Source organism: Paenibacillus artemisiicola (assembly GCF_017652985.1).
Classification (GTDB): Bacteria; Bacillota; Bacilli; order Paenibacillales; family Paenibacillaceae; genus Paenibacillus_Z; species Paenibacillus_Z artemisiicola.
Window position 1 is genome coordinate 283,357 of record NZ_JAGGDJ010000005.1, and the last position, 25,572, is coordinate 308,928.

23 protein-coding genes are annotated in these 25,572 nt (G+C 63.5%); 15 read left to right on the plus strand and 8 right to left on the minus strand.

Features of this window, described 5'->3' with window-relative positions:
- Positions 1–21 precede the first annotated feature (21 nt).
- Complete coding sequence (locus tag I8J29_RS11445) at positions 22–879, minus strand: AraC family transcriptional regulator (protein ID WP_208847739.1); 858 nt, start codon at positions 877–879, stop codon at positions 22–24.
- 145 nt (positions 880–1,024) lie between these two features.
- Here I8J29_RS11445 and I8J29_RS11450 point away from each other — a divergent pair, with 145 nt between their 5' ends.
- From I8J29_RS11450 to I8J29_RS11490, 9 genes are all read left to right on the plus strand, one after another.
- Positions 1,025–2,095 (plus strand): zinc-dependent alcohol dehydrogenase, encoded by a 1,071-nt coding sequence (locus I8J29_RS11450; RefSeq protein ID WP_208847740.1) that lies wholly within the window; start codon positions 1,025–1,027, stop codon positions 2,093–2,095.
- Entirely contained in the window at positions 2,092–2,853 is a 762-nt protein-coding gene (locus I8J29_RS11455) for a hydroxypyruvate isomerase family protein (protein ID WP_208847741.1), read from the plus strand. The genes I8J29_RS11450 and I8J29_RS11455 overlap by 4 nt, the downstream gene beginning before the upstream one ends.
- A 146-nt stretch (positions 2,854–2,999) precedes the next feature.
- On the plus strand, positions 3,000–3,662 hold the full coding sequence (locus I8J29_RS11460) for a response regulator transcription factor (protein ID WP_208847742.1): 663 nt from the start codon (positions 3,000–3,002) through the stop codon (positions 3,660–3,662).
- A 26-nt stretch (positions 3,663–3,688) separates the two neighbouring features.
- Positions 3,689–4,807, plus strand: a complete 1,119-nt coding sequence (locus I8J29_RS34460) for a sensor histidine kinase (RefSeq protein WP_208847743.1) — start codon at positions 3,689–3,691, stop codon at positions 4,805–4,807.
- Between the two features lie 312 nt (positions 4,808–5,119).
- On the plus strand, positions 5,120–6,055 hold the full coding sequence (locus tag I8J29_RS11470) for an ABC transporter ATP-binding protein (protein ID WP_208847744.1): 936 nt from the start codon (positions 5,120–5,122) through the stop codon (positions 6,053–6,055).
- 23 nt (positions 6,056–6,078) lie between these two features.
- Positions 6,079–7,194 (plus strand): ABC transporter permease, encoded by a 1,116-nt coding sequence (locus I8J29_RS11475; protein WP_208847745.1) that lies wholly within the window; start codon positions 6,079–6,081, stop codon positions 7,192–7,194.
- 1 nt (position 7,195) lies between these two features.
- Positions 7,196–8,347 (plus strand): ABC transporter permease, encoded by a 1,152-nt coding sequence (locus I8J29_RS11480; protein ID WP_208847746.1) that lies wholly within the window; start codon positions 7,196–7,198, stop codon positions 8,345–8,347.
- 149 nt (positions 8,348–8,496) lie between these two features.
- On the plus strand, positions 8,497–9,861 hold the full coding sequence (locus I8J29_RS11485) for a DUF5939 domain-containing protein (protein ID WP_208847747.1): 1,365 nt from the start codon (positions 8,497–8,499) through the stop codon (positions 9,859–9,861).
- A 204-nt stretch (positions 9,862–10,065) separates the two neighbouring features.
- Complete coding sequence (locus I8J29_RS11490) at positions 10,066–11,895, plus strand: YhcN/YlaJ family sporulation lipoprotein (RefSeq protein ID WP_208847748.1); 1,830 nt, start codon at positions 10,066–10,068, stop codon at positions 11,893–11,895.
- Positions 11,896–12,001: 106 nt separating this feature from the next.
- Here the strand turns inward: I8J29_RS11490 and I8J29_RS11495 are convergent, their stop codons facing one another.
- Positions 12,002–12,841: a helix-turn-helix domain-containing protein gene (locus tag I8J29_RS11495; protein WP_208847749.1), complete on the minus strand. Its 840-nt coding sequence runs from the start codon at positions 12,839–12,841 to the stop codon at positions 12,002–12,004.
- Between the two features lie 161 nt (positions 12,842–13,002).
- Here I8J29_RS11495 and I8J29_RS11500 point away from each other — a divergent pair, with 161 nt between their 5' ends.
- Positions 13,003–13,917, plus strand: a complete 915-nt coding sequence (locus I8J29_RS11500) for a phytanoyl-CoA dioxygenase family protein (RefSeq protein WP_208847750.1) — start codon at positions 13,003–13,005, stop codon at positions 13,915–13,917.
- Positions 13,918–14,075: 158 nt separating this feature from the next.
- Here I8J29_RS11500 and I8J29_RS11505 read toward each other — a convergent pair whose 3' ends face one another.
- On the minus strand, positions 14,076–14,297 hold the full coding sequence (locus I8J29_RS11505) for a helix-turn-helix domain-containing protein (RefSeq protein WP_090641524.1): 222 nt from the start codon (positions 14,295–14,297) through the stop codon (positions 14,076–14,078).
- Between the two features lie 448 nt (positions 14,298–14,745).
- Between I8J29_RS11505 and fsa the strand changes: the two genes are divergently transcribed.
- Complete coding sequence (gene fsa / locus I8J29_RS11510) at positions 14,746–15,399, plus strand: fructose-6-phosphate aldolase (RefSeq protein WP_208847751.1); 654 nt, start codon at positions 14,746–14,748, stop codon at positions 15,397–15,399.
- A gap of 151 nt (positions 15,400–15,550) precedes the next feature.
- Here the strand turns inward: fsa and I8J29_RS11515 are convergent, their stop codons facing one another.
- Positions 15,551–16,162: a TetR/AcrR family transcriptional regulator gene (locus I8J29_RS11515; RefSeq protein ID WP_208847752.1), complete on the minus strand. Its 612-nt coding sequence runs from the start codon at positions 16,160–16,162 to the stop codon at positions 15,551–15,553.
- A gap of 232 nt (positions 16,163–16,394) precedes the next feature.
- Here I8J29_RS11515 and I8J29_RS11520 point away from each other — a divergent pair, with 232 nt between their 5' ends.
- On the plus strand, positions 16,395–17,864 hold the full coding sequence (locus tag I8J29_RS11520) for a DHA2 family efflux MFS transporter permease subunit (protein ID WP_208847753.1): 1,470 nt from the start codon (positions 16,395–16,397) through the stop codon (positions 17,862–17,864).
- Between the two features lie 175 nt (positions 17,865–18,039).
- Here I8J29_RS11520 and glsA read toward each other — a convergent pair whose 3' ends face one another.
- Positions 18,040–18,975 (minus strand): glutaminase A, encoded by a 936-nt coding sequence (gene glsA, locus I8J29_RS11525; RefSeq protein ID WP_208847754.1) that lies wholly within the window; start codon positions 18,973–18,975, stop codon positions 18,040–18,042.
- A gap of 153 nt (positions 18,976–19,128) precedes the next feature.
- On the opposite strand from glsA, the gene I8J29_RS11530 reads away from it, so the two are divergent.
- From I8J29_RS11530 to I8J29_RS11540, 3 genes are all read left to right on the plus strand, one after another.
- Positions 19,129–19,803 (plus strand): tetratricopeptide repeat protein, encoded by a 675-nt coding sequence (locus I8J29_RS11530; RefSeq protein WP_208847755.1) that lies wholly within the window; start codon positions 19,129–19,131, stop codon positions 19,801–19,803.
- Between the two features lie 195 nt (positions 19,804–19,998).
- Positions 19,999–21,747 (plus strand): sensor histidine kinase, encoded by a 1,749-nt coding sequence (locus tag I8J29_RS11535; RefSeq protein ID WP_208847756.1) that lies wholly within the window; start codon positions 19,999–20,001, stop codon positions 21,745–21,747.
- Positions 21,748–22,037: 290 nt separating this feature from the next.
- Entirely contained in the window at positions 22,038–22,772 is a 735-nt protein-coding gene (locus I8J29_RS11540) for a YheC/YheD family protein (protein WP_208847757.1), read from the plus strand.
- Between the two features lie 15 nt (positions 22,773–22,787).
- Here the strand turns inward: I8J29_RS11540 and I8J29_RS11545 are convergent, their stop codons facing one another.
- From I8J29_RS11545 to I8J29_RS11555, 3 genes are all read right to left on the minus strand, one after another.
- A complete protein-coding gene (locus I8J29_RS11545; RefSeq protein WP_208847758.1) occupies positions 22,788–23,756 on the minus strand; it encodes a glycosyltransferase family 2 protein in 969 nt (322 codons plus the stop codon).
- Between the two features lie 77 nt (positions 23,757–23,833).
- On the minus strand, positions 23,834–24,523 hold the full coding sequence (locus I8J29_RS11550) for a glycosyltransferase family 2 protein (protein WP_208847759.1): 690 nt from the start codon (positions 24,521–24,523) through the stop codon (positions 23,834–23,836).
- Positions 24,524–25,549, minus strand: coding sequence for a glycosyltransferase family 4 protein (locus tag I8J29_RS11555; RefSeq protein WP_208847760.1), 1,026 nt, complete (start codon positions 25,547–25,549; stop codon positions 24,524–24,526).
- Positions 25,550–25,572 lie beyond the last annotated feature (23 nt).

The window sequence follows — 25,572 nt, forward strand, 5'->3', positions numbered from 1 at the left end:
ATTCCGCCCGCCGCGAAACAGCTACCGCCCCGCTCCGCGGCGCTCGGCCTGCAGCCGCAGGCCGTGCTGCTTCGGCGCGACGCCGACGACTTTTTTGAACAGCCGCGAGAAGTACGCAAGCTCCGGAATGCCGACGCTTTTGCCGACCTGGCCGACGGTCATCGCGGTCGTCGAGAGCAGACGCTGCGCTTGATCGATCCGGTACTTGATCAAGTATTGCTGCGGCGATTCGCCCGTCGCCTTGGTGAACTGCTTCGTGAAGTAGGTCCGTTCGAGGCCGACGTAATCGGCGATGTTTTTGATCGAGATCGGGCTTTGGTAGTGGGTTTCGATGAACTGCAGCGCCTTGCCGACATAGTCCGCGGCATCGGCCTTCGCCGGCATCGCCGGACGCGAAGCGAGATAAGACAGCTCCAGCACCGCGAAAATATCGTACAGCGCGCCGTGAATCCGCGCCGCGGGGAGATCCCGGCTGGGGTACGCGTGCAGCGTCTCGTTCAAGAGCTCGACGTAGCCGCGGATCGCGTCGCCGCCGTGAACCCGACGGACCGGCACGTCATGGGAAATGCCCGCCCGCTGCAGCATTTCCTTGCTCCGCCTGCCGCCGAACGCGAACCAGCAAAAGGTCCACGGGTCGTCCGGGTCCGTCTCGTAATAGGTGAGCTCGCCCGGGAAAATCGCGAAGATCTCGCCGCCCCCGACCCGGTAACGCCGGCCGTGGCAGTCGAAGAACCCGCTGCCGCCGATGATGTAATGAATCAAGTACCGGTCGCGGATATGCGGCCCGCAGGTAAAGAATCGTTCGACTACCTCCACCCCGCAATAGTAGAGATCAAGGTCGGAAACGATCGACGGCATATGGAAGCTTTCGACTTTCACGCACATCCCCTCCTCACCCGAGACTAGCAAACAAACCACATCCGTGCAAGAAAAACGCACAGCAATTCATAGCGCTTACACCTGCGCCGCGCTTACAATGGGGGTAACGGTTCCGACTATCACGCAGAAAGCGCAGGTGTTATCCATGCCCCATCAATTGATCGCGGTGGCGCCCCGCAAAGCGGCGCTGCTCCCTTACGAGGAGACGGCCGGGCTCCGGCCCGGCCACGTGCGGGTCCGCGTCGACTACGCTTCGCCGAAGCACGGCTCCGAGCTGGCGGCCTTCCGCGGCGTCAGCCCGTTCGTGACGGATTACTACGACGACGGCTGGCGCGCGTTCCTGCCGCGCGAAGCGGCCGAGCCGCAGGAGAAATTCGGCGAGTGGAACCTCGGCAACCAATACGTCGGCGTCGTGACGGAGGTCGCTCCGGACGTGAAGCAATTCGCGGTCGGCGACCGCGTATGCGGCTATTCGGGCATCCGGGAAACGGTCGTCGCCCATCCGGATCACTTGCTGCGCGTGCCGGACGGCATGTCGTGGAAGAGCGCGGTCTGCTACGATCCCGCCCACTTCGCCCTCGGCGGCATCCGCGACGCGCATATCCGCGTCGGCGACCGCGTGGCGGTGTTCGGGCTCGGCGCGATCGGCCAGCTGGCGGCGCAAATGGCGAAGCTCGCGGGCGCGTCCTACGTCGCGGTCGTCGATCCGATCGCGAAGCGCCGCGAGGTCGCCATGCGCGCCGGGGCGGACGTCTGCTACGATCCGACCGTCGACGACGTCGGCCTGCTGCTCAAGCAGGACACGGAGAAGCTCGGCGTCGACGCCGTCATCGAGACGAGCGCCAATGAATTCGCGCTGCAGCACGCGCTGCGCGGGCTGGCGTACGGCGGCGCGATCGCGTTCGTCGGCTGGGCGCGGCCGTTCAAGGGCGGCGGCATGGACTGGGGGCGCGAAGCGCATTTCAACAACGCCAAGCTGGTGTTCTCGCGGGCCTGCAGCGAGCCGAATCCGGATCACCCGCGCTGGGATTTCAAGCGCATCCGCGAAGCCAGCTGGAACCTGCTCGCCGCGGGCAAGATCGACTGCGAGGCAATCATCAACCCCGTCGTGCCGTTCGGGCAGGCGGCGGAAGCGTACGAGACTTACGTCGATCAACAACCGGAAGCAAGCATCAAGCTCGGCGTTTCGTTAACGGGAGAGGGGCTGTCGCAATGATTTTCTCGCCATCCTTGGATGCGATATTCAGCAAGACGAATTTGACGTTTCCCGAGCGCGTGGAACGGACGCGGGAATTGGGCTTTACCGCATTTGAGTTTTGGGGCTGGGGCGGCAAGGACCTGGAGGCGCTCGCCGCCCAGAAGGACCGGCTCGGCCTGCGCGTCGGCTCGTTCTGCACGAAGCACGGCAACCTCGTCGATCCCGCGCAGCGCGGCCGGTTCATCGACGGCTTGGCCGAAAGCCTAGCGGCGGCCAAGCGGCTGGACTGCGCGTACCTGATCGCGACGGTCGGCGACGCCCGCGAAGGCGTCGCCCGCGCGGAACAGCACGACAGCATCGTCGACGGGCTGAAGGCCGCCGCGCCTCTGCTGGAGGAAGCGGGCGTCACGCTCGTCGTCGAGCCGCTGAACGAGCTGGTCGACCACCGCGGCTACTACCTTGTCCGTTCCGACGAGGCGTTCGCGATCATCGACAAGGTCGGCAGCCCGAACGTGAAGGTGCTCTTCGACGTCTACCATCAGCAGATTTCCGAAGGCAATCTGATCCCGACGATCCGGGCGAACATCGGGCGGATCGGCTACTTCCACATCGCCGACCACCCGGGCCGCCACGAGATCGGCACGGGGGAGATCCATTACCGCAACGTGCTGAACGCCATTCGCGACGCCGGCTATGCCGGTTTGATCGGGTTGGAATACTTCCCCGAACGCGGCGTCGACGAAGGCCTGACGGCGTTCCTGAAGGAATTCGCCTGACGGGCAGGCATACGCCCGGCAATAAAGCGCCGCTCTCGGATCCGATCCGGGAGCGGCTTTTTCGTCCGCGCGCGGCACCGCGCTCCTCCGCTTTCCAGCATTTGCCGCATAAGGTACACTAAGAGCAGCAAAGGGGCGATGACGGCATGAAAATCAAAGTGCTGATCGCGGACGACAACTCGTTCATCCGCGAAGGCATGCGCATCATATTGAACACGTTCGAGGAGTTCGAGGTGCTCGGCGCCGTCGAGGACGGACGTCAGGCGGTAGCGTACTGCCGCGAAAACGAGGTGGACGTGGCGCTGCTCGACGTGCGGATGCCGAACATGAACGGCGTCGAGGCGACGCGCCTCATTACGGAGCAGACCGGCACGAAGCCGCTCATCCTGACGACCTTCGACGACGACGAATACATCGTCGAGGCGATCCGCTGCGGCGCGAAGGGGTATCTGCTGAAGAACAACGACCCGGAACGGATTCGCGACGCGATCAAGAGCGTCTATCACGGCAACAACGTGCTGCAGGACATCATTCTCGACAAACTCAAGCCCGCGATCGGCGCCCCGGCAGCCGCATCCGCGGCGCAGCCCGCTTCCGGAGAAACGCCGATCGACCTCTCCCCGTTCACGGAGCGCGAGATCGAGGTGATGCGCTTGATCGCGAAGGGCTACGCCAACAAGGAAATTTCGAAGGAGCTGTTCATCTCCGAAGGGACGACGGCCAACTACATCACCTCGATCCTGAACAAAACGTCCCTGGAGCACCGGACGCAGATCGCCATCTACTACTTGACGGGCAAAACCCGCTAGCCGCTATCCGAAGGAGGCCCGTCCCCGTGGAAGTATGGACCGTCGGCAACAAGACGATCGTTTGGCTTTACGTCATCGCGCTGGCCTACTTCGTCCGCCCGCAGGCACCGAAGCTGCTCGTGCTTTATTTGCTGCTCTATCTGATCGTGAACCTGATCCTGCATATCGCGAAGCCCGCGCCCGCCAAGCAGGGGCTCGCGGTCGCGACGGTGCTGTACGTGCTGCTGTGCGGCGCGTACGTGCAGCCGGAATTGCTGCTGCTGCTGCCGCCCAGCCTGCTCGAGCTCGCGTCCTTCCGGCTCCGGCGGCACCGCTTCGCGCTCGTGCCGGTGCTCGCGCCGATGCTGTTCCTGCCCGCGTCCCTGCTGCTGCATTACGCCTTCATCGCCGTGTTCGTCTTCTTCAATTACGCGATCGTGAAGCGGTACATGAACCGGACGAACGCGCAGGAGGATGAGCTCGAGCGGTCGCGCCGCCGGCAGCAGGAGCTCGGACGCCGGCTGAACGACAACGCCGGCTTCGCGCAGGCGAGCGAGTACTTGGCCAAGCTGGAGGAGCGCAACCGGGTGGCGCAGGAGATTCACGACGGCATCGGACATGCCATCACCGGCGGGCTCATCCAGATGGAAGCGGCCCGCCTGACGCTGCGGCGCGATCCCGAAGGGGCGGAAGCGCTGCTGAACAACGCCATCGCGATCTCCAAGGAAGGCATCGAGCAGATCCGGCGCACGCTCAAGGACTTGAAGCCGCCCGTGGAGCAGCTGGGCCTGATCCGGCTGCGCTCCGCCGTGGAAGCGTTCGGCGGCAAGTCGGACCTGCTGACGACGGTCGTGCACGAAGGCGACATGGAAGCGATCACGCCGCTGCAGTGGAAAATCATCCACGAGAACGTAATGGAGGCGCTCACGAACGCGGCCAAGTACGCGAACGCGTCGGCCGTTCACGTGGAGGTGCGGGTGCTGAACCGCTTCGTCAAAGCCGTCGTGTCCGACAACGGCCAAGGCGCGGCCAAGGTGGTCAAAGGCATGGGGCTCATCGGCATGGAGGAGCGGACGGCCGTCGCGAACGGAACGGTGACGGCCGACGGCTCGCGGGGCTTCGCCGTGACGACGCTCATGCCGCGGCCGACGCCGGGCGGGCCGTAACCGGCGCCGCGCCGAGACCTGAACTGACCGGCCTGCTCCCGCAAGGGCCGCGCTGCTCCCGCCAAGGCCGGGCGCCTCCCGCCAAAGCCGAGCGTCTCGCGCCAAGGCCGCGCGCTTCCGGCTAGGCCCAAGCGACTTGGGCCAGGGCCGCGCCATGAATACGGCCATGAACATTTCAATGCCCCGGCCGATGGGCGCAGGCGCAAGAATATGAGATTTCCCATGGGAACGAGATGAACTTATGCACTGACATAAGGGCGTCTCGTTTTTTTATACTGAGGATACAAGATCAACGAAAGCGAGTTGAAGAACATGAACGTGTTGGATATTCGGGGACTGACGAAGAAGTTCGGCGATTTCGTCGCGGTGGACAATATATCGCTGAAGGTGCGCGAAGGCGAAATTTTCGGCTTTCTCGGCGCGAACGGGGCGGGCAAGAGCACGACGATCAATATGATCTGCACGCTGCTGCAGCCGAGCGGCGGCGAGATCCGCATCCTGGACCGGGACATCAAGGCGCAGCCCCGCTTCGCCAAGCAAAGCCTTGGCATCGTGCCGCAGGACCTGGCGATCTACGAGGACCTGACGGCCTACGAGAACGTGAGCTTCTTCGCCGGCCTCTACGGGCTGCGCGGCGGACGGCTGAAGGAGCGGTCGGAGGAAGCGTTGGCGTTCGTCGGGCTCGCCGACAAGGCGAAGAGCTACCCGAAGAACTTCTCCGGCGGAATGAAGCGCCGGCTGAACATCGCCTGCGCCATCGCGCACAAGCCGAAGCTGATCATCATGGACGAACCGACGGTCGGCATCGATCCGCAGTCGCGCAATTACATCCTGGCTTCGGTGCGGAAGCTGAACGAATCGGGCTGCACGATCATTTACACGAGCCACTACATGGAGGAAGTCGAAGAGATCTGCTCGCGGATCGCGATCGTGGACCATGGCAAAATCATCGCCGAAGGCACGAAGGAGCAGCTGACGGCGACGATCACGGACACGAAGGACATCGTCATCGAGCTGAAGAGCGCGGCCGGCGGCGAAGGCGAGACGCTTGCCGGGCTGCCCGGCGTCCGCAAGGTCAGCCAGGAAGAGAACGTCATCCGCGTCCACAGCGACGCGTCGGTCGACAATTTGAACCGCATCCTGAAGCGCCTGATGGACGGCGAATCCGAGATCCGCACGGTCGAGGAGCGCGAGCCGAACCTCGAGACGGTGTTTCTGACGCTGACCGGGCGCAATTTGCGGGACTGACGGGGGAGAAAGGAGGGATACGCATGATTACCTGGTTGATGACGGTCAAGGAAATCAAGCAGCACTTCCGGGACTACCGGACGTTTATTTTCATGCTCGGCTTTCCGATCGTGCTGATGCTCGTGCTCGGCATTACGCTGACGAACGCCTTCGTCACCGAGCTGGAGCTGAGCGACATCAAGGTGGCGGTGCACGACGCGAGCAGCGGCGACTTGTCGCAGGCGTTCGGCGGCTTCGAGAAGCAGCTGGCGAGCACCGGCATCGCGTTCGTGCCGCTGAAGGACGGCGAGAACGGGCGCGCCGCGGTCGAGGATAATCAGTATACGGCGTACGTCGAGGTGACGGACGCCGGCATCTCGCAGTACGGCAGCAGCCGCGACACCGTCGAAAGCGGCATCGTGCAGGGGATGCTGAACGCGTTCGCGGACAAATACAACGCCGCCGCGGCCGTCGCGCGGACGGACCCGGCGAAGGTCGGAGAGCTGCTTGCGGATGCGGACGGCGGAAGCTATCTGAAGGACGAGTCGATCGCGGCCGACCGCACGCCGGGCTCCATGGATTATTACGCGCTGTCGATGACGGTCATGGTCGGCCTCTGGGGCGCGATGTCCGCGGGCGGCCTGCTGCGCTCGGAGGCCGTGCGCGGCACGGGCATCCGGCTCGTATCGGCGCCGATCCGGCGCGGCGAGATTTACGTCGGCAAGGTGCTCGGCAACGTCGTATCGAACTCGCTCTGCATCCTGGCCATCATTTTCTTCAGCAAATGGGTGTTCAAGGCGTATTGGGGCGCGCATCTGCCGCTCGTCATCGGCGTGCTGGTCTGCGAGATCATCATGTCGACGAGCCTCGGGATCGCGGCCAACGAATTATTCAAGAACGGCGGAGGACGCGGCGTGGTGATGCTGATCGTGCAGGTGGGCTCCTTCCTCGGGGGCGCGTACTTCCCCGTGAACGAATCCGGCGTCATGGGCCTCGTCGCCTGGGCGTCCCCTATTCGCTGGGGCAACGCGGCGCTGACCCAAATCATCTACGCCGGCCATACGGCGGCCGCCTGGTCCGCCATCGGGTTGTATCTGGGCGCGGCGCTGCTGCTCCTCGGAGCTACGGCCGCCGTCCGCCGGACAAGGGAGGGCTTCTAAGATGCGGAACGAACTATGGTTTTTGGTCGCGTGGACGCTGCGGCACATTCTGCGCAACCGTTCCAATTGGCTGATTCATTTCGGTCTGCCGATCGGGGGCGTCATCCTGGCGACCGTCGTGTACGGATCCTCGTCGCAGCCCGACGTGCGGGTGGGCATCGTGAACGGCGACGGCCAAGCGAAGATCGCGGCCGACACGATCGGCTTCATGCGCAAGCTGGATCATATGACCATTACGATGGTGACCGAAGCGGAGCTGAAGGATCAGCTGGCGGCAGGGAAACTGGACAGCGGCCTCGTGCTGTCGAAAGGCTTTTCCGACAGCGTCATAGCGGGGCAGCCCGACCATATCGCCCTGCAGTCGGTGAAAGGCGCGACGGTAACGGCGTACTACAAGTCGATGCTGACCGGTTATATCGACAACGTCGGCGCGATGGCGCGCATCGCGAACGGCGACGCGGCCAAGTTCGACCGGCTCTACGAGGATTACGCCGCCTCGACGTTCAAAGTAACGGCGCAGTCCGTCAACGATACGTCCGGCGCCAAGCAAGTGTCGACGCAGTCGATCGGTTTCCTGCTCATGTTCATGCTGACGTCGGCGGGCAACCTGACGGAGCTGATCCTGCGGAACCGGGAAAACCGCACCTACTTCCGGATCGTCTCGTCGCCGATCTCGGCGCGGACGTACGTGCTCTCGAACATCGTCGTCAATCTGATCGTCATGGCGGCCCAAATCGCCGTCGCGCTCTTCTTCATGCGGGCGGTCTTCCATCTGAGCGTCGGCGTGCCGTTCGGGGAGATGTTCGGGCTGCTGGTTCTGTACGCGCTCATCGCGGTCAGCCTGTCGCTCGCCGTCGTGGCGTTCTCCAAGTCGTCGAGCGCCGCGAGCGCGCTGCAAAATCTCATTTTCACGCCCACCTCCATGCTCGCGGGCTGCTTCTTCCCGATCGCCATCATGCCGGACGCGGTGCGCCGGGTAGCCGATTTCCTGCCGCAGCGCTGGCTGCTCGACGCGATCGACAAGCTGCAGTCCGGCAGCGGGATCGGCGCCTTGGGGCTGCATTTCGCGGTGTTGACCGCCTTCGCAGCCGTCTTCTTCCTGATCGCCGTCTACAAGTTCGGCCGCAGCAACGACACGCGCAATTTCGTATGACGCGGACGCGGCCCGGCCGGCGATTCGCATGGCGATGAGACTCTTGCCCCGCGCAAGAGTCTTTTTGCTTATTCCGTGGCCCGTTCGGTGATTTCGGGTTATGATGGAAGCAGTCGAGCTTGCAATTTGGACGATAGGAGCTGAAGGCCTTGAGCGATGCGCGGAATAACCGGGAGAGGACCGTTACGGTCATTATGGAGAAGGCGTTTCCGATTGCCCGCGCGCGTGCGTGGGAGATGCTGTCCGATATCGGGCGGGTCAACCGGGCGATCGGATTCGCCCCCGTCCGCGAGCGGTTCGCGGCAGCCGCCGAAGCGGGCCTCGCGCATCTCGCGGCGCCGTTCCGTTACCCGGAGCCGGCGGGGCCGGACCATTCGTTCGAGTGGTCGCGGTATCGGTGGCACGAGAGCTATCGCGAATACGCCAAAGGCCCGCTGCGGGCGTTCCGCTTCGGGATTCGGCTGGACGATAAAGCCGTTGGCGGCAGGCCGGGCACGCTCGTTCAGCTGTATGCCGGCCTCGTGCCCGCGCATCCGGCGCTGGCGCTGCCGGTGCGGCTCGCGGCGAAGCGGCTCATGGCGCGGACGTTCCGGTATGTCGCGGGCGGGCTGGCCGCCGATGCGGAGGCTTGGGCGATCGGCGCTTACCCGGCGGCGGACAAGACCGCGGGGCGCCAAGCCGTGAACGAAGCGAAGCTGGCGGAAGGACTGCGGCAGCTCGTCGCCGTCGGCCATGCCGAGACGCTCGCGGCGCAAGCCGGGCGCTTGATCCGCCAAGGCGACGATGCGGCGGCGGCCGATATCCGCCCCTACGCGCTGGCCCGGGCATGGGACGCGCCGCGCGAAGACGTGCTCCGGCTCATGCTGGCGGGCACGCGCCTCGGGCTCTTCGACCTGGCTTGGCGGCTCGTCTGCCCCGTCTGCAAGTCTTCATCCGAGACGTCGGCGCCGGGGATTCCCGGGCACGCGGACCGCGATCGCTGCGCGGCCTGCGGTACGGCGTACGAAGCGGTGATCGACCGCTGCGCCGAGCTCCGCTTCTCGGTGCATCCCGCGATCCGGAGCGTGGACCGGCCGGCGCATTGCGCGGGCGCGCCCGCGCTGCCGCCGCATATCCACGCGCAGCGCCTCGTGCCGGCGGGCGAGACCGTCGAGCTGGAGCTGCCTTCGCACGCGATCGATTGGCGGCTGCGGGTCGCGAGCGGCAACGAACGGCTGAAGCTGGCGCTGCTGGCCGGCCCGTCCGCGGGGCGAAGCGGGATCGGAACGGCCGTCCTGACCGAGGACGGCTGGACGGCAAGCGCCGTTACGGGATACGCGGGACGGCGGATCGCGGTGACGAACGAGCGCGGCGCGGACGCGGTCGTGGCCGTGGAGCGGGAAGGGCTGGACGACGCCGCCGCCGCCGCGTCGCATGCGCTGCTTCTGCCCGAATATCGCGCCTTGTTCGCGGATTGCGACGCGATGGCTTACATCGAGGCCGAGGACCGATTCGAGGGGGACCGCATCGAATGATGAACGGATGAAGTCTGTCGGCGATATCCTCGTGCTGCGTGCAAGCGCCTTCCCGGCCCGCGCGCCAAAGCGCCAGAGGTGCGCCGGGTAGGGAATCCGGCGCAGCGGAGCTAAAAAGTTGCCAGCATAGCGCATCCCCGTTCGGCTAACGCTACTTATGGGCCGCATGAGTAGGGTTCAGACGATAAAACGGAGGATGATGGGATGCAGCATCGGAAGTGGGCAATGCTTGCAGCCGGGGCAATGTTATCGACAGTGCTCACGGGCTGCATGGAGAAGCACGGCGAGCTTGGCAATCGCAACATTCGCGGCAACAGCGTCTCGTACGACATGAACGGCAACCGCATTTTGAACACCCGTTTCGCCAACGACCAGATGAACGAAATGAACCGCGTGGACGGCCATCGGCTGAACAGCAACAATCTGGTCGGCCTTCACAAGAACTACCGGATGGAAATGAGCGAGGCGATGGGGGAGCGCATCTCGGGCATCAAGGGCGTCGGCAAAGCCTACGTCATGCTGACCGACAACAACGCTTACGTAGCCGTGCGGCTTAACCGCGGCGCCGGCGCCGGCAAAGGAACCGCGGGGGCGCCCGTTCACCAAAGCGGCACGAGCTCGATGAGCCTGGGCAGCGCGAAGGCGCTGAGCCGCACGCAGCAGGCGTATTTGCGCCCGCATACGATGCGTTCGATGAATGCGCACGCCCTCGACCGGGGCAAAGGCGTGCACCGGATGACGCGGGCCAGCTCCATCGCGACGCCGAACATGCATTTGTCGGGCACCAAGAATACGTACGGCATGAACGGCATGATGGGCACAAGCGGCAACTACGGCATGAACGGCATGTACGGCACGAGCGGCACGGCCATGTACGGCAAGGCGGCCAACAAGATGAAGGGCCTGGCGAACGGCCGCAGCAGCAGCTCGTTCCATAACGTGTCGCACGGCGTCCGCAACATGTCCCTGAGCTTGAACACGAACAGCTATCTTCGCGGTCCTTCTTACAATTACGTCAACAGCAATCGTAACAATATCAACGGATTGACGAACCATTATCAGTCCGGCTTGACGAACCAGTCGCGCAATACGGCGAGAGACTTGACGAATCTCGCCGCTCCGAACGCGCTCCCGCGCGCGATGAGCAAAGGCACGAACGCGCTGTACCGGGGCTCGTACGACGTCGCCAGAGGCACGGGGAACGTCGGCCGCGACATCGCCGGCGGCGTGACCGGCTTGGCGCGGGGCACGGGCAATTTGCTCCGCAATACGGCCAACCTGCCGGCGGACGTCGCGAAAGGCACGCCTAGCCCGCTTGGCCGCGACCTGGCGCGGGATACGGGCATCGTGGGCCGCGACATCGGCCGCGGCGCCATGGATATCGGCCGTACCGTCGGGCGCGGCGCGGCGGACGTCACGTACGGCGCGGGCAACGCGGTCGGCAACGTCGCGCGCGGCACGGGCAACGCGATCGGAGACGTCGCGCGCGGTACGGGCAACGCGATCGGTGACGTCGCGCGGGGCACGGGCAACGCGATCGGCAACGTCGCGCGGGGCACGGGCAACGCGATCACGGACGTCGCCCGCAGCACCGGCAACCCGATTACCGACGTCGCGCGGGGCACGGGCAACGCGATGACGGATCTCGCCCAAGGCGCCGGCAACGTCATCAACGACGTGACGCGCGGCACGGCGAACGTCGCCAATGATTTGACGCGCGGCACGTCGCGCGGCTACACGAACTTCGCCGATGGCCGCACGGGCTCCGTCGCGCCGTTCTCCGCCGAACGCATGATGGCGGAAAGCGACGTATCGGCGGCGCTCCGAGCGCAAATCGCGCAAGAAATCAAGAAAATGTCGCCGTCGATCAAGGAAGTCTACGTCTCGGCGAATTCCGAATTCGTGGATCGCATGGCCGCTTACGAAGCCGACTACAAGAACGGTCAACCGATCCAAGGCTATATCGCCGAATTCAACGCCATGGTCGACCGCATCTTCCCGGCTCGCTACATTTCGGGCCATGCTCGCCGTTAATCCTTAAGATAAACCAAGAACGGGCAGCCGATTCATGTTTTGCATGGATCGCCGCCCGTTCTATTTATTTTCCTGCATGCGTTGCGCGGAACGGCCGCGGCGTTCGTTAGGTGACCATCGCGGAACAAAATTGGCTGAAGCTCGCGCCCGTCTTCCGCTTGAACATCCTTCCGAACGTATGGACGTCCGCGTAACCGACGCGCAGCGCGATCTCGCCGATCGACATATTGGTGAGAATGCCGAGTTCCTTGGCGCGCTCGATCCGGACGCGGGTCAAGTAGTCGAACGGCGTCATGCCGAACGCCTTGCGGAATTTGACGATGATGTAATTGCGGCTCAGGCCCGACAGCGCTTCGAGCTCGGCGTGCTTGATGTCGCGGTCGTAATGCTCCGCGATATGATTGCGGATGAGCACCATTTTCGTTTTGATCTTTTGCTGGCCCGTGGTTTGCGACGCCTGTTCCTGCTTGTAGTCGGCCACTTCGCTCAGAATCTGCATCAGCAGGCCTTGGCAGACGGCGTGGTTGGCGAGGCCCGGCTGATGGTAGCGGGCGATCAGCCGCGTCAGCAGCTGTTCGACCGCGTGTCCGGCGAAGTTGCCGACGTACCGGTCCGTCCCGAGCAGCTCTTCGACGGGGTAAGGCACATCGCCGAAGTCGAACAGGATGGAGATGCAGACGTATTTCTCGTCGGGGAAGGTACGCACCTCGTGCGCTTGCGCGGGAGCGTGGTAGATCAGATCGCCGCGGCGGGTCGGAATGGCGCGTCCTTCGATGGTGTATTCGGCGGCGCCTTCGACGACGTACTGGAACTGGTAGCTCGACAGCACCCGGCTCGGGAATCCCCACAGCCGCGGCGCGTGGAAGAGATGGGCCAGCGTGATATAAGGCGGGTGAAAGTATGAATGGGCCGCATGCTCCGGCAGCGGGGCGGCGCTTCCCGACATGTGACGTCCTCCTTCTCGCTTTCGCGATTCGTTTATGTATACGTTCTCATACCCGCGTGATCTCGGCAACCTCTTTGTTACTTTGCGCTACTTACAGGCCGCGCGTTCTCCCTTATACTACGGGTAAAGCAGCTCAATCCTTAGTTGGGGAGGCGTGAATCATGGATTTGACCGGCGTGAACATTCCGGTGGCGGACGCGCGCAAGCAGGAGGCCATCACGGACGAGCAGGCGCAATATTTTCTGGACAACGGCTTTCTCGTCGTGCGCGGCGTGCTGGCGGGCGAGGAGCTCGCGCTCGTGCAGCGCGAAATGCAGCGGTTGTACGAGAAGGGCGCGGCGGGCGTCGAGAACGACCCGGACTACATGTACGGCACCGGCGTGAAATCCGGCCAGCCGGTGCTGCGGCGCATCGAATACGTCATCGACAAGAGCGATCCGATGAAGGCGCTGCTCGGCCATCCGTTCATCCTGCGCTCCGTCGAGAAGCTGCAGGGGCGCAACCTGATCGCGACGTGGGACTCCATGGTGCTGAAGGCGCCGGACGAGGGCGTCATCGTGCCGTGGCACCGCGACGCGGCCGTGCCGGACGGCTGCGCCGATCCGCGGCCGATCTTCAACGTCGATTTTTATCTCGACGAGGCGGACCTGAAGACCTGCCTGTGGGTCATTCCGGGCAGCAACAAGTGGACGAAGGCGGAAGCCGACGCGCGCTGCAATCAGCCCGGCTTCTCCACGGACGACGCGATTCCGGTGCCGATGCAGCCCGGCGACGTCATCTTCCACAACATCGAGGTGCTGCACGGCTCGCCTTCCGGCGACGGCAATCCGCTGCGCCGGACGGTGTACTACGAATTCCGGCCCGGGGAGATCGAGGCGGAATTCGGTCCGCATACGCTGGAATACCTGTCGCTGAAGCAGCAGGTGCTGCTCGACTGCATCGAACGGCGCAAGGCCGCGCCGTACGCGCAGGGCGAAACGCCGTTTCTGTACCGGCCGAACGGCGCGTTCGCCGTGCATGCCGCAAGGCGGCCGGAGCAGTACCGGTACGGGCACGAGCATTATTGGCGCCGATAGCGGCCGGCTTGGACGAAAAACCGCGCTCCCCACGGGGGCGCGGTTTTTCGCGTGCCGGGCGCCTGGCCGCGCGGACGTCAAAAAACCTTCTCGCAACGATTCCGTATAAATACGGAATCACTGCTAGAAGGCTTGAGCAAGGTATGCGGCGAAGAACGTCAAATTTTTAATTCCCCAAGCTTGATCAGCTCGACAACCGCTTGTGAACGACCTTTAACGTTCAACTTTTGCATGACGTTGGAAATGTGGTTACGGACGGTTTTCTCACTGATGAACAGCTGCTGAGCGATGTCTCTAGTCGTCTTATCCTGCACAAGCAGTTCGAAAACCTCGCGTTCACGATGAGTTAATAAGAACTTGCTCTTCTGGTCGCTACCCATTAAATTTGTCACCCCTCCTTGCTCGGGTTTTTATGATGTAACAAGGTTAAGGGATACAGTCAAAGTATCATATGAAAGGGCTTATGGAGTGGTGCGGTTATCCGTAAAAATGGGCGGGTATTCGTCCGGTTTCGCGTTCTAAAGGCCATCGCGGCCGCATAATCGCGCGATTGCGGCCGATAGGTCCCGTTCTCGGCGCGGCAGTACGAAGCCGGAAAGGATTATTGCCGGCTAGATGGTCAGCGGCGTTTGCGCTTGGTCTTGCCTTGCGGATTCAAGGGCGGCTTCCGCCGGGGAAGGAAGAAGAGGAGCGGCGCCGCAGGAAAGGCAAAACGGCTGGGCAGTCCGACGCGAACCGAGTCGTTTCGCGGCTTGCGTGGAACTTGCCGGACAAGCCCCGGCCCTGCCGGCCGCCGCTCAATCACGCGCAAATGGAGATGAAGGACGAATGAAATTTTTCCTGGATACCGCGAATATCGGCGAGATCAAGCGGGTCGCGCGGCTCGGTCTCGTGGACGGCATTACGACGAACCCTTCGCTTGTCGCGAAGGAAGGGCGCGGCTTCAAAGAAGTCGTGCAGGAGATCTGCGCGTTCGTGGACGGGCCGGTCAGCGCCGAGGTCATCGGCACGAAGGCGGAGGACATGCTGAAGGAAGCCGGCGAGCTGGCGCAGTGGGCGCCGAACGTCGTCGTCAAGCTGCCGATGACCGAGGACGGGCTGTTCGCCTGCCATGAGCTGTCCCGCAGAGGCATCAAGACGAACGTGACGCTCGTGTTCTCCGCGGCGCAGGGCTTGATGGCGGCGAAGGCCGGGGCGACGTACGTCAGCCCGTTCATCGGACGGCTCGACGACATCGCCGCGGACGGCATGCAGCTCGTGCGCGACCTCAAGCGGATGCTCGGCAATTACGGCTTCGAGACGGAGATCATCGCCGCGAGCATCCGGAACGTCGGCCACGTCGAGCAGGCGGCCCTCGCCGGGGCGCACATCGCGACGATTCCCGGTTCCCTGCTGCCGGCGCTGTGGAAGCATCCGCTGACCGACATCGGCATCGAGAAGTTTCTGAGCGACTGGAACAACGCCGCGCTGCAGCCGAAGTAAACCGGACGGCCGGCGAACGGCAAAAAGGACGCTCCCGCGAAGCAGGTGCGAGGCACCTCGTTTCGCGGGAGCGTCCTTTTTGGCGCGCGTTCGCGCGCGCCTGCGCCGAGCGCGCCGGCACCCGTGCAAACCGTACGAAGCCTGCGGCCGGTCAACCATCCTGGCGGAAAAACAAGCCGTCGTAGAAGCGGATATATTTCGCCTTGATCTCCTCGATGGAGAGCCCGCGGTCCTTGATCAGGTAGTAGAAGTTGCTCGGGTTGAACGAAGCCGCGATCGTGAAGGCGGCGAATTCCGCGTCGCCGGCCGGCGCTTCGCCTTTATCGGCCGCTTCGTCGAGCAGCGCCTTCAGCGTGTCGACGACGTAGACGAACGGCTCGGCCTGATAGACGTTCGTCTGATCCTCCTGGCACCACGCCGACGGCTTGATGGCGTTCAGCCAATCGATCTCCCGTTCGATGTAGCCCAGGATGCGGTCGAGGAAGCCCGCAAGCCGTTCCCGGACCGGCGCGCCGGCGGCCTGCTCGAAGTACTGCCCGATCTCGCCCTTGAACCGCCGGAAGCTGTCCGCCATCAGCTCCAGGCACAGCTCGGCCTTCGAGGAATAGCGCCGGTACAGCGTGCCTTGCCCGACGCCGGCGGACTTGGCGATCTGGTGCATGCTGACGCCCTCCACGCCGTGCTCGAGAAACAATTGCGAAGCGGTATCGAGAATGAGCTCGCGATGCCGGGCGGCGTCCTTCCGTTCGTTGCGCTGCTGCATAAGCGATGACCCCCTGTAATTTTTGAAAACTTTACGCGCCGTTCATTGACAACGGGCGCGCGGTCCGGTAAGCTGTGTATAGAAAACGGACAATTGTCCATTTTTACAAAAAACCGCACGGCGACGAATGACCCGCGCTGCTATCATTTTAACCTCACCTTCGATGTAGGGTCAATGAGCGGCAGGAAGCGGCGCCGATAGCGGAATCAACGATTCGGGTAGGAGGGTATGCATGTCGGCACAAGCAACATCCGCTGCAAGCACGGAGGAACCGTTTTCCATCAAGAAAATATTGGCCCCGCTCGCAGCCATCATCATCGGCATTTTCATGGTCGTCTTGGACGGTACGGCGGTCAACGTCGCCATTCCGGGCTTCATCAAGGAGTTCGACTCCACGTTCCAGATCGTCGGCTGGACGGTTACGGGCTACGCGCTCGCGCAAGCCGCCGCGATCCCGCTTTCGGGCTGGTTGTCCGACCGGTTCGGCGCCAAGAAGGTCTTTTTGATTTCCGTCTTTCTGTTCACGTTGGGCTCGCTCTTGTGCGCCCTGTCCACTTCGGTCGAAATGCTGATCACGTTCCGCGTGCTGCAAGGCCTCGGCGGCGGCATGGTGCTTCCGATCGCGATGGCCTTCACGTACCGACTGAGCCCGCCCGAGAAGGTCGGCCAGGTCATGGGCATGATGGGCATTCCGATCCTGCTCGCGCCGGCGCTCGGTCCGGTGCTCGCGGGCTGGCTGATCGAATCCGTCAGCTGGAAATGGCTGTTCCTGATCAACATCCCGATCGGCATCGTCGGCATCCTGCTCGGCATCCGCACGCTGCCGCGCATCGAGCGCAAGGAAGTCGCCGCGCTCGACCGCTTCGGCTTCATCCTGGCGCCGCTCGCGTTCGCCGGCCTGTCGTACGGCGTTAGCGAAGGCGCGAACGGCTGGGATTCCGCGAAGACGCTCACGGGCATCATCGTCGGCGCCGTCGCGCTCATCCTGTTCGTGATCGCCGAGCTGTCGCGCAAGGAGCCGCTGCTGGAGCTCCGCGTGTTCCGCTCCTCGGACTTCTCGCGCGGCATCGTCGTGCAGTGGATCTCGCAAATCGCCTTGTTCGGCACGATGTTCCTCGTGCCGGTGTTCCTGCAGAACGCCCATGGCAAAGGCGCGCTCGACACGGGTCTCATCATGCTGCCGCAGGCGATCGCGGCCGGCGTGTTCATGCCGATCGGCGGCAAGCTGTTCGATAAGATCGGCGCGCGTCCGCTCGTCTTCGTCGGCATGCTGCTCGTCACGGTGGCGGCGTTCATCCTGTCCCGCGTCGACGCGGAATCCGGCATGACGATGATCATGGGGCCGCTCGCCCTGCTCGGCGCGGGCATGGGGCTGTCCATGATGCCGCTGAACACGCATCTGATGCAGTCGGCGCCGCGCGAGCTCGTCGGCCGCGTGACGTCGCTGACGAACGCGGCGCAGCAGGTCATGACCTCGTTCGCGGTCGCGGGCCTGTCCACGATTCTCGCGAAGCGGATGGAAGTGCACGCCGCGGCGGCGAAGAGCCAGCTCGACGCTTACTCGCAGTCGTTTGGCGACACGTTCCTCGTGCTGACGTTCATCGCGGTGTTCGGCGCCGTGCTCGGCCTGATGCTTCGCCGTCCGGCGAAGGTCGAAGGCCAAGAGGGCGCGCAGCCGGAAATGATGATGCACGTCGGTTAACCGGCGCAACGAACAAAGCCGTGCAGGCTCCATGCCCGCACGGCTTTTTTGTTTGCCTTCCGTCTTTGCCTCTTTGCCTTCCGTCTTTGCCTCATTGCCTTCCGTCTTCGCCTTCCGTCCTTGCCCTGCCCGTGCTCCGGCCGCCGGCGGCCTTGCGTATTCGCGCGGCGCCGCTTTAGAACATCGACCAATCCAGTTCCGCGGCCATCGTCTCCAGCAGATGGACGCCGGCCGTGCTGTTGCCCTTCGCGCCGAGCGCGGGACCGACGACGCCGATGCCGAAGCGTCCGGGCACGAGCGCGAGAATGCCGCCGGACACGCCGCTCTTGGCCGGGATGCCGACCTGGATCGCGAACTCCCCGGAGGCGTTGTACATGCCGCACATGAGCATGAACGCTTTGGCGATCTGCACGTACCGGCGCGGCACGAGCCGCCGCCCGCTGACGGGGTCGACCCCGCCGAGCGCGAGCACGAGCGCCATCCGCGCGAGCTGCCCGCAGTCGACCTCGATCGCGCAGTGGCGGAAGTACGCCCCGAGTACGTCCTCGACGTCGACATCGTCGCCGAGCACCTCGTTGTCCTTCAGAAAATACGCCAGCGACCGGTTGCGGTGGGCCGTCGCGGATTCCGAGCGGTACACGTCGAGGTTGACGTCCAGGCGCGCGCCGCCGGCCGCCTCGCCGAAGAAGGCAAGGATGCGCGCCGTCTTGGCCGCGGGCGTATCGCCGCGGATGAGGGAGGTCACCGCGATGGCGCCGGCGTTGATCAGCGGGTTGAACGGCTTGCCCGGCTCCACGAGCTCCAGCTTCAGCATGGAATTGAAATCGTCGCCCGTCGGCTCCTTGCCGACCTTCGCGAACACGCCTTCCTCGCCGTTGTCCATGAGCGCGAGCAGCAGCGTGAATACCTTCGAGATGCTCTGCATCGTAAAGCGCAGCTCCGCATCGCCCGCGGAGACGGTCTGGCCGTCGGCCGCCATGACCGTAACGCCGAGCGCTTCCCTCGGCGCTTTGGCGAGCTCCGGTATATAAGAAGCCACGTCTCCCTCGCGGGCTTTCGCCCGGCTTGCCTCCACCCAGCCCGGGAGCTTGGCGCGCAGTTCGTCCAGCATCGAGATCGCCTTCTTTCGGTATGATTGCCGTTGCTTGCTTCCAGTGTACGGCCGGCAGGGCGGACGCGCAAGACCGCAAAGGCGCTATCCGGGACCGGGCTAATCGTGTACAATTATGGCAGGTTTACCATTCTTTATTGCGGCAGGTGGCACATGGTCAAAGTATTGTTGATCTTATTTTTAGCGCGATTGCTCGGGATTCCGTTCTTGGGGATCATCATCTTGCTGGTCGTGCTGTACGCGGTCGAGCGCCGGTTCCTCGGCCTGACGCCGAGCATCGTACGGCCGCTTCGCCGTTTCGGGACGATCCGCCGGCTGCGGCAGCAAATCGCGATGAATCCGAACGACATTCCCGCCAAGCACGAGCTGGCGCGGCTGCTCGTCGAACGGAAGCGGTACGCGGAAGCGAAGTCCTGGCTCATGCCGCTGCAGGATCCGCTGGACAACTCCGCGGAATTTTGGGACGATCTCGGCGCCAGCCTCGCGCCGCTGGGCGAGACGGACGCGGCCGAAGCGGCCTTGCGCAACGCGCTGTCCATCAACCCGCGGGTGAAGTACGGCGCGCCGTACCTGCGGCTCGCGTCCCTGTACGCGAAGAAGGATCCGCAGAAGGCGATCGGCTGCCTGCAGGAGTTCCGCGGCATCCATTCGTCTTCCATCGAGGCGTATTACCGGCTCGCGGGCCTCTATGCGGAGCTCGGCCGGAAGGACGAAGCGAAGCGGATGCTCGCCGAATGCGGCGCGATCTACCGTTCGCTGCCCCGCTACAAGAAGCGCCAGGAGCGCAGGTGGGCGGTGCTCGCGTGGTTCAAGCGCATGCGCGGCTAATCGTACGCGCGAGCGTTTGATCGGAATCTTTCACCGCTTCGGAAAAATATGCGCGTAGTGCATCATTATTCCAGGTAAGTTTATTTCTCACATTGTCACTCTGTTCGAAATCCGTCATAATGGGAAGCGCCTGGCATCATCGCGCTCATCCGCGACGCCGCAGAAAATACAGGTTTTGATCGGAGAGTACGGGGAATGCGTCGTAATGCTTGGCTATTGGTAATCATCATGATCGTGGCGCTGCTCGGCGCGAACAACACCGTGTATTATTTCACGACGAAACAATCGCTGGAAGACGGGCTGCAGCATGAACTCGATTCCGTCGCGAAGCAGATCGGCATCTCGATCGAGACGTCCCGCAGCGGCGCGGAACTGTACCAGGCGGAGATCGGCCGGGAGCTGCGGGCCGCCTCCATCGCGGCGCAGTACGCGCTCGATCCCGACGTCGAGAAGGTCTCGAACGACCAGCTCGCGGAGCTGGCGAAGAAGCTCGACCTGGTCGACATCACCCTGCTGAAGCGGACGGCCGACAACATCGTGCTCTATAAATCCTCGGATCCGAAGGAGCTGGGCTACGAGACCGACGGCTGGGATCCGTGGTACAAGGCGTTCAACCAGCTGTTCGACGACAAGAAGGTGACGATCGGCTGGGGGCAGACGCTGACGAACTTCTGGACGGGACCGTTCGAATTCTCGACGACGTCCACCGACCAAATACATAAATGGGGCTACTACTTCGACGGCTCCACGAACTATATGACGGACCCGTACATCAGCTACCAGAGCCGGCAGCTCGGCTACGACGCGGCGACGGGCGTCGGCAAGCTGATCGCGGACACGCTGGAAGCCAATTCGTGGCTGAAGGAGATCGCGGTCATCAATCCGGCGACGTTCCCGGACGGCAAGAATCGGACCGTCACGGACAACGGGGAGACGCTGGACCACCGGACGCAAAATCCGATTATCGAAGGCGCGTACACGTTCAAGGACAAGCGCGACGCCGCGAACGTGAAGACCGCGAACGAGAAGGACGCCAAGGTGTACCAGGACGCGTCCGTCGGCGGCGAGCGCGTCATCAAGCTGTTCATCCCGGTGGACGTCGACACGAAGGTGGCCAGCATGCTCGACGGCGACGGGAAGCCGATCCCGCGGTACGTGCTGTCGCTCGTGGCGGATTACGGCACGATTCAGGACACGCTGGACAAGCAGTTCCGGAACATCGGCATCATCATGGCCAGCGCGTCGGCGGTCAGCCTCGCGCTCTTGTACGGCGTCGTCACGGCGTACCGGAAGTCGCAGGACAAGCTGGCGCGCCGGGCGCAGGAGACGTACCTGGACGAGATCAACGGCATGTTCCAGTCGATCCGTTCGCAGCGCCACGACTTCATGAACCACGTGCAGACGATCCGCTCGCTCGCGGAGCTCGGGAAGACGGCGGAGCTGCGGGCGTACACCGCGGAACTGACGGGCGAGATCCATCAGATGAACGACATCATCAACATCGGCAATCCCGCGATCGCGGCGCTCGTCCGCTCCAAGATGCTGCAGGCGGAGATGCTCAAGATCGATTTCGCGACGGAATTCGGCGGCACGCAGCAGCCGGAGCTCGGCATGAAATCGCTCGATATGACGCGCTTGTTCGGGAATCTCATCGACAACGCGTTCGACGAAGTCATGAAGTACGGGGAAGGCAGCCGCGTCGTCCGGGTCTCGGGAAGCCAGCGCGACGGGTACTTCCAATGCGAGATCAGCAATACGTGCCTCCATGCCGGGGAGCTGCGGGACAAGCCGCTCTTCAAGCCGGGCTACACGTCCAAGGGGGAAGGCCATTCCGGCCTCGGCCTGCATATCGTGAAGTCCCTCGTCGACAAGTACAAGGGCGATATCGCCCTGGCCCTCGACGAGCCGGATACCGTGACGTTCATCATTAAAATTCCGTCCTGATCCGCCGGTAGACGGCCGCGGGGAGCTTGGACTCATACGTGCGTTTTATCCGGGAGCAGCCCGGCAGCCATCGCGAATGGCCGCCGGGCCGCTTCTTTTTTATGTCCGGTTGCGGCGAACGCCGCGCCTTTTGCGATCCGGCCCGTCCGCCTTGCCGGCCGTACGGACGTCTTCTAGTACATCTATCTGCCGCCGGCAGCCGCCTAGCAACAAGCGCGAGAGTCATGAATAGGGTGTAAGGGTGTATCGGGCAATTCGGAGAATCGAATTCGAACGCAAAGGAGAATCGTATGCCGCGTTATGTAGCAAGCAAATGGAGAAAGACGGCCGTGCTGCTGGGCAGCGCGCCGCTGGCCGGGCACGTGCCGGATACGGCGAAGATGACGGCGGCCGCCCTGCAGGACCGGTTGAACCGCTACGGGATGGTGTACGTGAAGCCGGACCGCGGCATGCACGGCAACGGCGTGATGCGGGTCGAACGCGCCGGCGACGGCTACCGCTACCAGGCCGGCAAGCGGATTCGGAGATTCGCCCGGTTCGGCGCGCTGTACGGCTCGCTCAAGGCGAGAACCCGCGGCAGGCGGTATCTCGTTCAGAAGGGCATTCACCTCCTCGAATACGACGGACGCAAGTTCGATCTGCGGGTCATGGCGCAGCTGAGTCCTTCGAAGAAGTGGGAGACGACGGGCATCATCGGCAGGGTTGCCGCCAAAAACAAGATCGTGACCAACTTCCACGGCGGCGGCAAAATCGTAACCGCGGAAACGCTGCTGCGCGCGCATGCGGCGCAGCCGGCCGCGAAGCTGCAGGCGCTGGCGAAGCTGGGCGCGCAGGCGGGAGCGGCCATGCAGCGGGCGTTCCCGGGCGTCAGCGTGATCGGCCTCGATATCGCGCTCGACCGCGCGCTGCGTCCGTACATCCTGGAAGTCAACACGGCGCCGGATCCTTACATCTTCAGGAAGCATCCCGATCCGCGGGTATTCCGGAAGATCATGCGGTACGCCCGGGCAAACGCCAAGCGGTAACGGCCGTCCGGGGCGTCAAGGACGCCGCCGCATAGACAGCGCATGGCCGAAAGGGGCAAGCGCGCCCTTCGCTTGGTCAATCCCCGCGCCGTTCATCGTGCCGCCCGCCGCGCTCTTCCCCGCGCCGATCGGCAGGCCGTTCGCGAAGCCGTTCCATGCGCCGCCGCCATACGCCAGGCCGGCACCGGCCGGACCGCTCCAAGCCTGCGCGCCGTCCGCTTGCCCCGCGCCGTCCGGACGAAGCGCCTCCGGCAGCGGCAGCTGGTCGAGCGACCGCTCCACGTAGGGCTTGAAATCGGCGGTGCGGACGATTTTCGCGCCTTTGGAGGCGAGCAGGCGCTGCTCCGACACCTGCCACGTATGCGATTTCCGGTTGGGGCGGCGGTACGCGGCGAAGTTGTAGGAGGAGCTCGTGAACACCTTGTAGCCGTTCTTCAGGCAGGCGTTGACGAAGCGGACGTCCGATCCCGCGGCGACCTTCGCCGAGAAGGCGACCTTCTTGAACACCCGCTTGCGGAACATGATGGTGGCCCCGGCGATGCGCCTGCACCGGCCGTACGGCTTGACGGTCGTTCGGCGCAGCAGCAGCAAGGAGCGGTGCGGGAAGAAAAAGTAGCAGGAGCGCTTGCCGACGACGTCCGCCTTCTTCTTGGCGAACAGCAGCATGGCTTCGTCCAGGTAACGGGGCGCGTAGTAATCGTCGTCGTCGAACTTGGCGACATAGGGGTAGCGGGCGCGGGCGACCGCGTAATTCAAGCAGGCGCCGAGGTTGCGGCTCCCGTCGACGCGGAACACCCGGACGCCGCCGTAGCGGGCGGCCAGCTCCCTATAGGGGCGCAGAGCGATGCCGTTGTCGTTGACGATGACGATCAGCTCTTTGACGGGCCAGAGCTGGCGTTCGAAGTTATCGAAAATATCCTGCATGTGCTTCGTCCGAATGGTGGAGGTCACGATCGTAACCCCCGCGGTCCGGTTCGCGGCCATAGCTTCGCCTCCTCTTGGACGAATCAAGGTCAACCGGCCGGCGGTTGACCTTGCGCGCGTTCTCTCGCCTCCCGGCGTTAATTGACGTACCGGCGGAAATTCGTCGTCCGGCGCACGAACCTGCAGTGCCGCATGTACCGGCGCGTGCTCTTTTTCTGCGTATGGCTGTTCCAGTTTTTCCGGCGGACGCAGACATAGTGCCGCTTGGAGACGGAGAAGACGCGGTAGCCCCGGCCGATGCAGCGCGAGAGCCAGCTGGAATCCGTGCCGACCTTCCGGTAGGCGGGGAATTTGACCCGGCGCCAGACCGATTTGCGGAACACGAGCGTGCCGCCTTTGACGTTGCGCTTGTACTTCCATTCGCCTCCCCGGCGGAACACCATCAGCGTCTTCTTGGCGTTGAAGTAGAGGTAGGCGGTGTGCTTGCCGACGATGGCCGCCCGGCCGTGCTTGATCGCGCGCGCGGCTTCCCGCAGAAACTTGGGGCCGTAGTAATCGTCGTCGTCGAACTTGGCGATGAGGCCGTTGTCGGCTTTATTGATGGCATAGTTCAAGCACCTGCCGAGCCGGTACTGCTGGGGAAGCTGGTACACGGTGACTTCGCCCTCGGGGTATTGGCTCGCCCGCTCCTTGTAGACCTCGATGTCCATGCTGTCGTTGTTCAGGACGATGATCATTTTCTTGTTCTTCCAGAGCTGGCGGTCGTAATTCTCGAACACGTTGTCGATGAAGGCGGATCTCATCGTGCACGCGATCACGGTAACCATCTAATCCTCATCTCCGTTCGACATAGATTGAAGCTTCGATTTGCGCCGGTTCCACAGCGTGTTTTGCTTGATCTTGTACAGCTTCTTGTTGATGACCCGGCGATACAGCTTCAGGAACGCGTCCGTCATGTTGCGGTCCGAGTAGCGGGTCCGGGCGTACCGCCGAAGCGCGCGGGCGCTGGGCAGCCGCTTGCGGTTGCGGACCTTCGCCGCCATGCCGGTCGTCGTGTCGCACACGAGCCGCGGCACGCCGCGCAGCACCTCGGGGACGGCGCCGCGGCGGAAGCCGAGCACGGGCGTGCCGCTCGCCATCGCTTCGACGAGGACGAGCCCGAACGGCTCATCCCAGGTCGAGGTGAACAGGACGCAGTGCGCGTTGGCCAGCAGCGCGCGCTTGCGGTCGCCGCCTACGGCGCCGACGTAGCGGATTTTTTTGCCCAGATGCGGCTTGATCTTGGCGTTGTAGTACTTCCTGTCGTTCAGCGTGCCGGCGATGATGAGCTTGCGGCCCGTCTTCTTGGCCACCTTGATGGCCAGGTGAACGCCTTTCTCCTTGATCAGCCGGCCGAGGAAGAGCAAGTATTTTTGCTTCTTCTTCTTGAACGTGTAATCGTCCATGCTCATGCCGTTGTAGACGGCGTAGCCTTTTCCCCTGCCGTACTTCCGCAAAATGAATTTGCTCACGTAGACCCGGATCTGCACGCTCGACTTGATTCGCTTGGAATGGGACTGGCAGATGGTGGGGATCGGCGGATTCGCCTTGGCGACGATGCCGTAATGGTCGTGGATGATGTCGATATCCGGCGGCATGTTCTTGATGATGAAGTCCAGCTGCGCGGTCTGATCGTCCGATTCGTATTCGAACGTTTGCGTCGCGTTCGACGTCGAGCCCTTCTTGGCGAACAGGAACACCTCGTGCCCCCGTCTGACCAGCTCCTCCGTCAAATAATGCACGTCGCGCTGCGTACCCCCGTAATCCTTCGGCGGGACAGGTATCGTGTTCGTCGAAATTTGCGCAATTCTCAAGTGTCCCTCAGCTCCTTAGGTCG

Excerpts from the sequence above, each read along its gene's own strand:
- I8J29_RS11450 (WP_208847740.1), top strand. The coding sequence starts at position 1,025 with ATGCCCCATCAATTGATCGCGGTGGCGCCCCGCAAAGCGGCGCTGCTC.
- I8J29_RS11455 (WP_208847741.1), top strand. The coding sequence starts at position 2,092 with ATGATTTTCTCGCCATCCTTGGATGCGATATTCAGCAAGACGAATTTG.
- I8J29_RS11460 (WP_208847742.1), top strand. The coding sequence starts at position 3,000 with ATGAAAATCAAAGTGCTGATCGCGGACGACAACTCGTTCATCCGCGAA.
- I8J29_RS11470 (WP_208847744.1), top strand. The coding sequence starts at position 5,120 with ATGAACGTGTTGGATATTCGGGGACTGACGAAGAAGTTCGGCGATTTC.
- I8J29_RS11475 (WP_208847745.1), top strand. The coding sequence starts at position 6,079 with ATGATTACCTGGTTGATGACGGTCAAGGAAATCAAGCAGCACTTCCGG.
- I8J29_RS11480 (WP_208847746.1), top strand. The coding sequence starts at position 7,196 with ATGCGGAACGAACTATGGTTTTTGGTCGCGTGGACGCTGCGGCACATT.
- I8J29_RS11490 (WP_208847748.1), top strand. The coding sequence starts at position 10,066 with ATGCAGCATCGGAAGTGGGCAATGCTTGCAGCCGGGGCAATGTTATCG.
- I8J29_RS11495 (WP_208847749.1), bottom strand. The coding sequence starts at position 12,841 with ATGTCGGGAAGCGCCGCCCCGCTGCCGGAGCATGCGGCCCATTCATAC.
- I8J29_RS11500 (WP_208847750.1), top strand. The coding sequence starts at position 13,003 with ATGGATTTGACCGGCGTGAACATTCCGGTGGCGGACGCGCGCAAGCAG.
- I8J29_RS11505 (WP_090641524.1), bottom strand. The coding sequence starts at position 14,297 with ATGGGTAGCGACCAGAAGAGCAAGTTCTTATTAACTCATCGTGAACGC.
- fsa (WP_208847751.1), top strand. The coding sequence starts at position 14,746 with ATGAAATTTTTCCTGGATACCGCGAATATCGGCGAGATCAAGCGGGTC.
- I8J29_RS11515 (WP_208847752.1), bottom strand. The coding sequence starts at position 16,162 with ATGCAGCAGCGCAACGAACGGAAGGACGCCGCCCGGCATCGCGAGCTC.
- I8J29_RS11520 (WP_208847753.1), top strand. The coding sequence starts at position 16,395 with ATGTCGGCACAAGCAACATCCGCTGCAAGCACGGAGGAACCGTTTTCC.
- glsA (WP_208847754.1), bottom strand. The coding sequence starts at position 18,975 with ATGCTGGACGAACTGCGCGCCAAGCTCCCGGGCTGGGTGGAGGCAAGC.
- I8J29_RS11530 (WP_208847755.1), top strand. The coding sequence starts at position 19,129 with ATGGTCAAAGTATTGTTGATCTTATTTTTAGCGCGATTGCTCGGGATT.
- I8J29_RS11535 (WP_208847756.1), top strand. The coding sequence starts at position 19,999 with ATGCGTCGTAATGCTTGGCTATTGGTAATCATCATGATCGTGGCGCTG.
- I8J29_RS11540 (WP_208847757.1), top strand. The coding sequence starts at position 22,038 with ATGCCGCGTTATGTAGCAAGCAAATGGAGAAAGACGGCCGTGCTGCTG.
- I8J29_RS11545 (WP_208847758.1), bottom strand. The coding sequence starts at position 23,756 with ATGGCCGCGAACCGGACCGCGGGGGTTACGATCGTGACCTCCACCATT.
- I8J29_RS11550 (WP_208847759.1), bottom strand. The coding sequence starts at position 24,523 with ATGGTTACCGTGATCGCGTGCACGATGAGATCCGCCTTCATCGACAAC.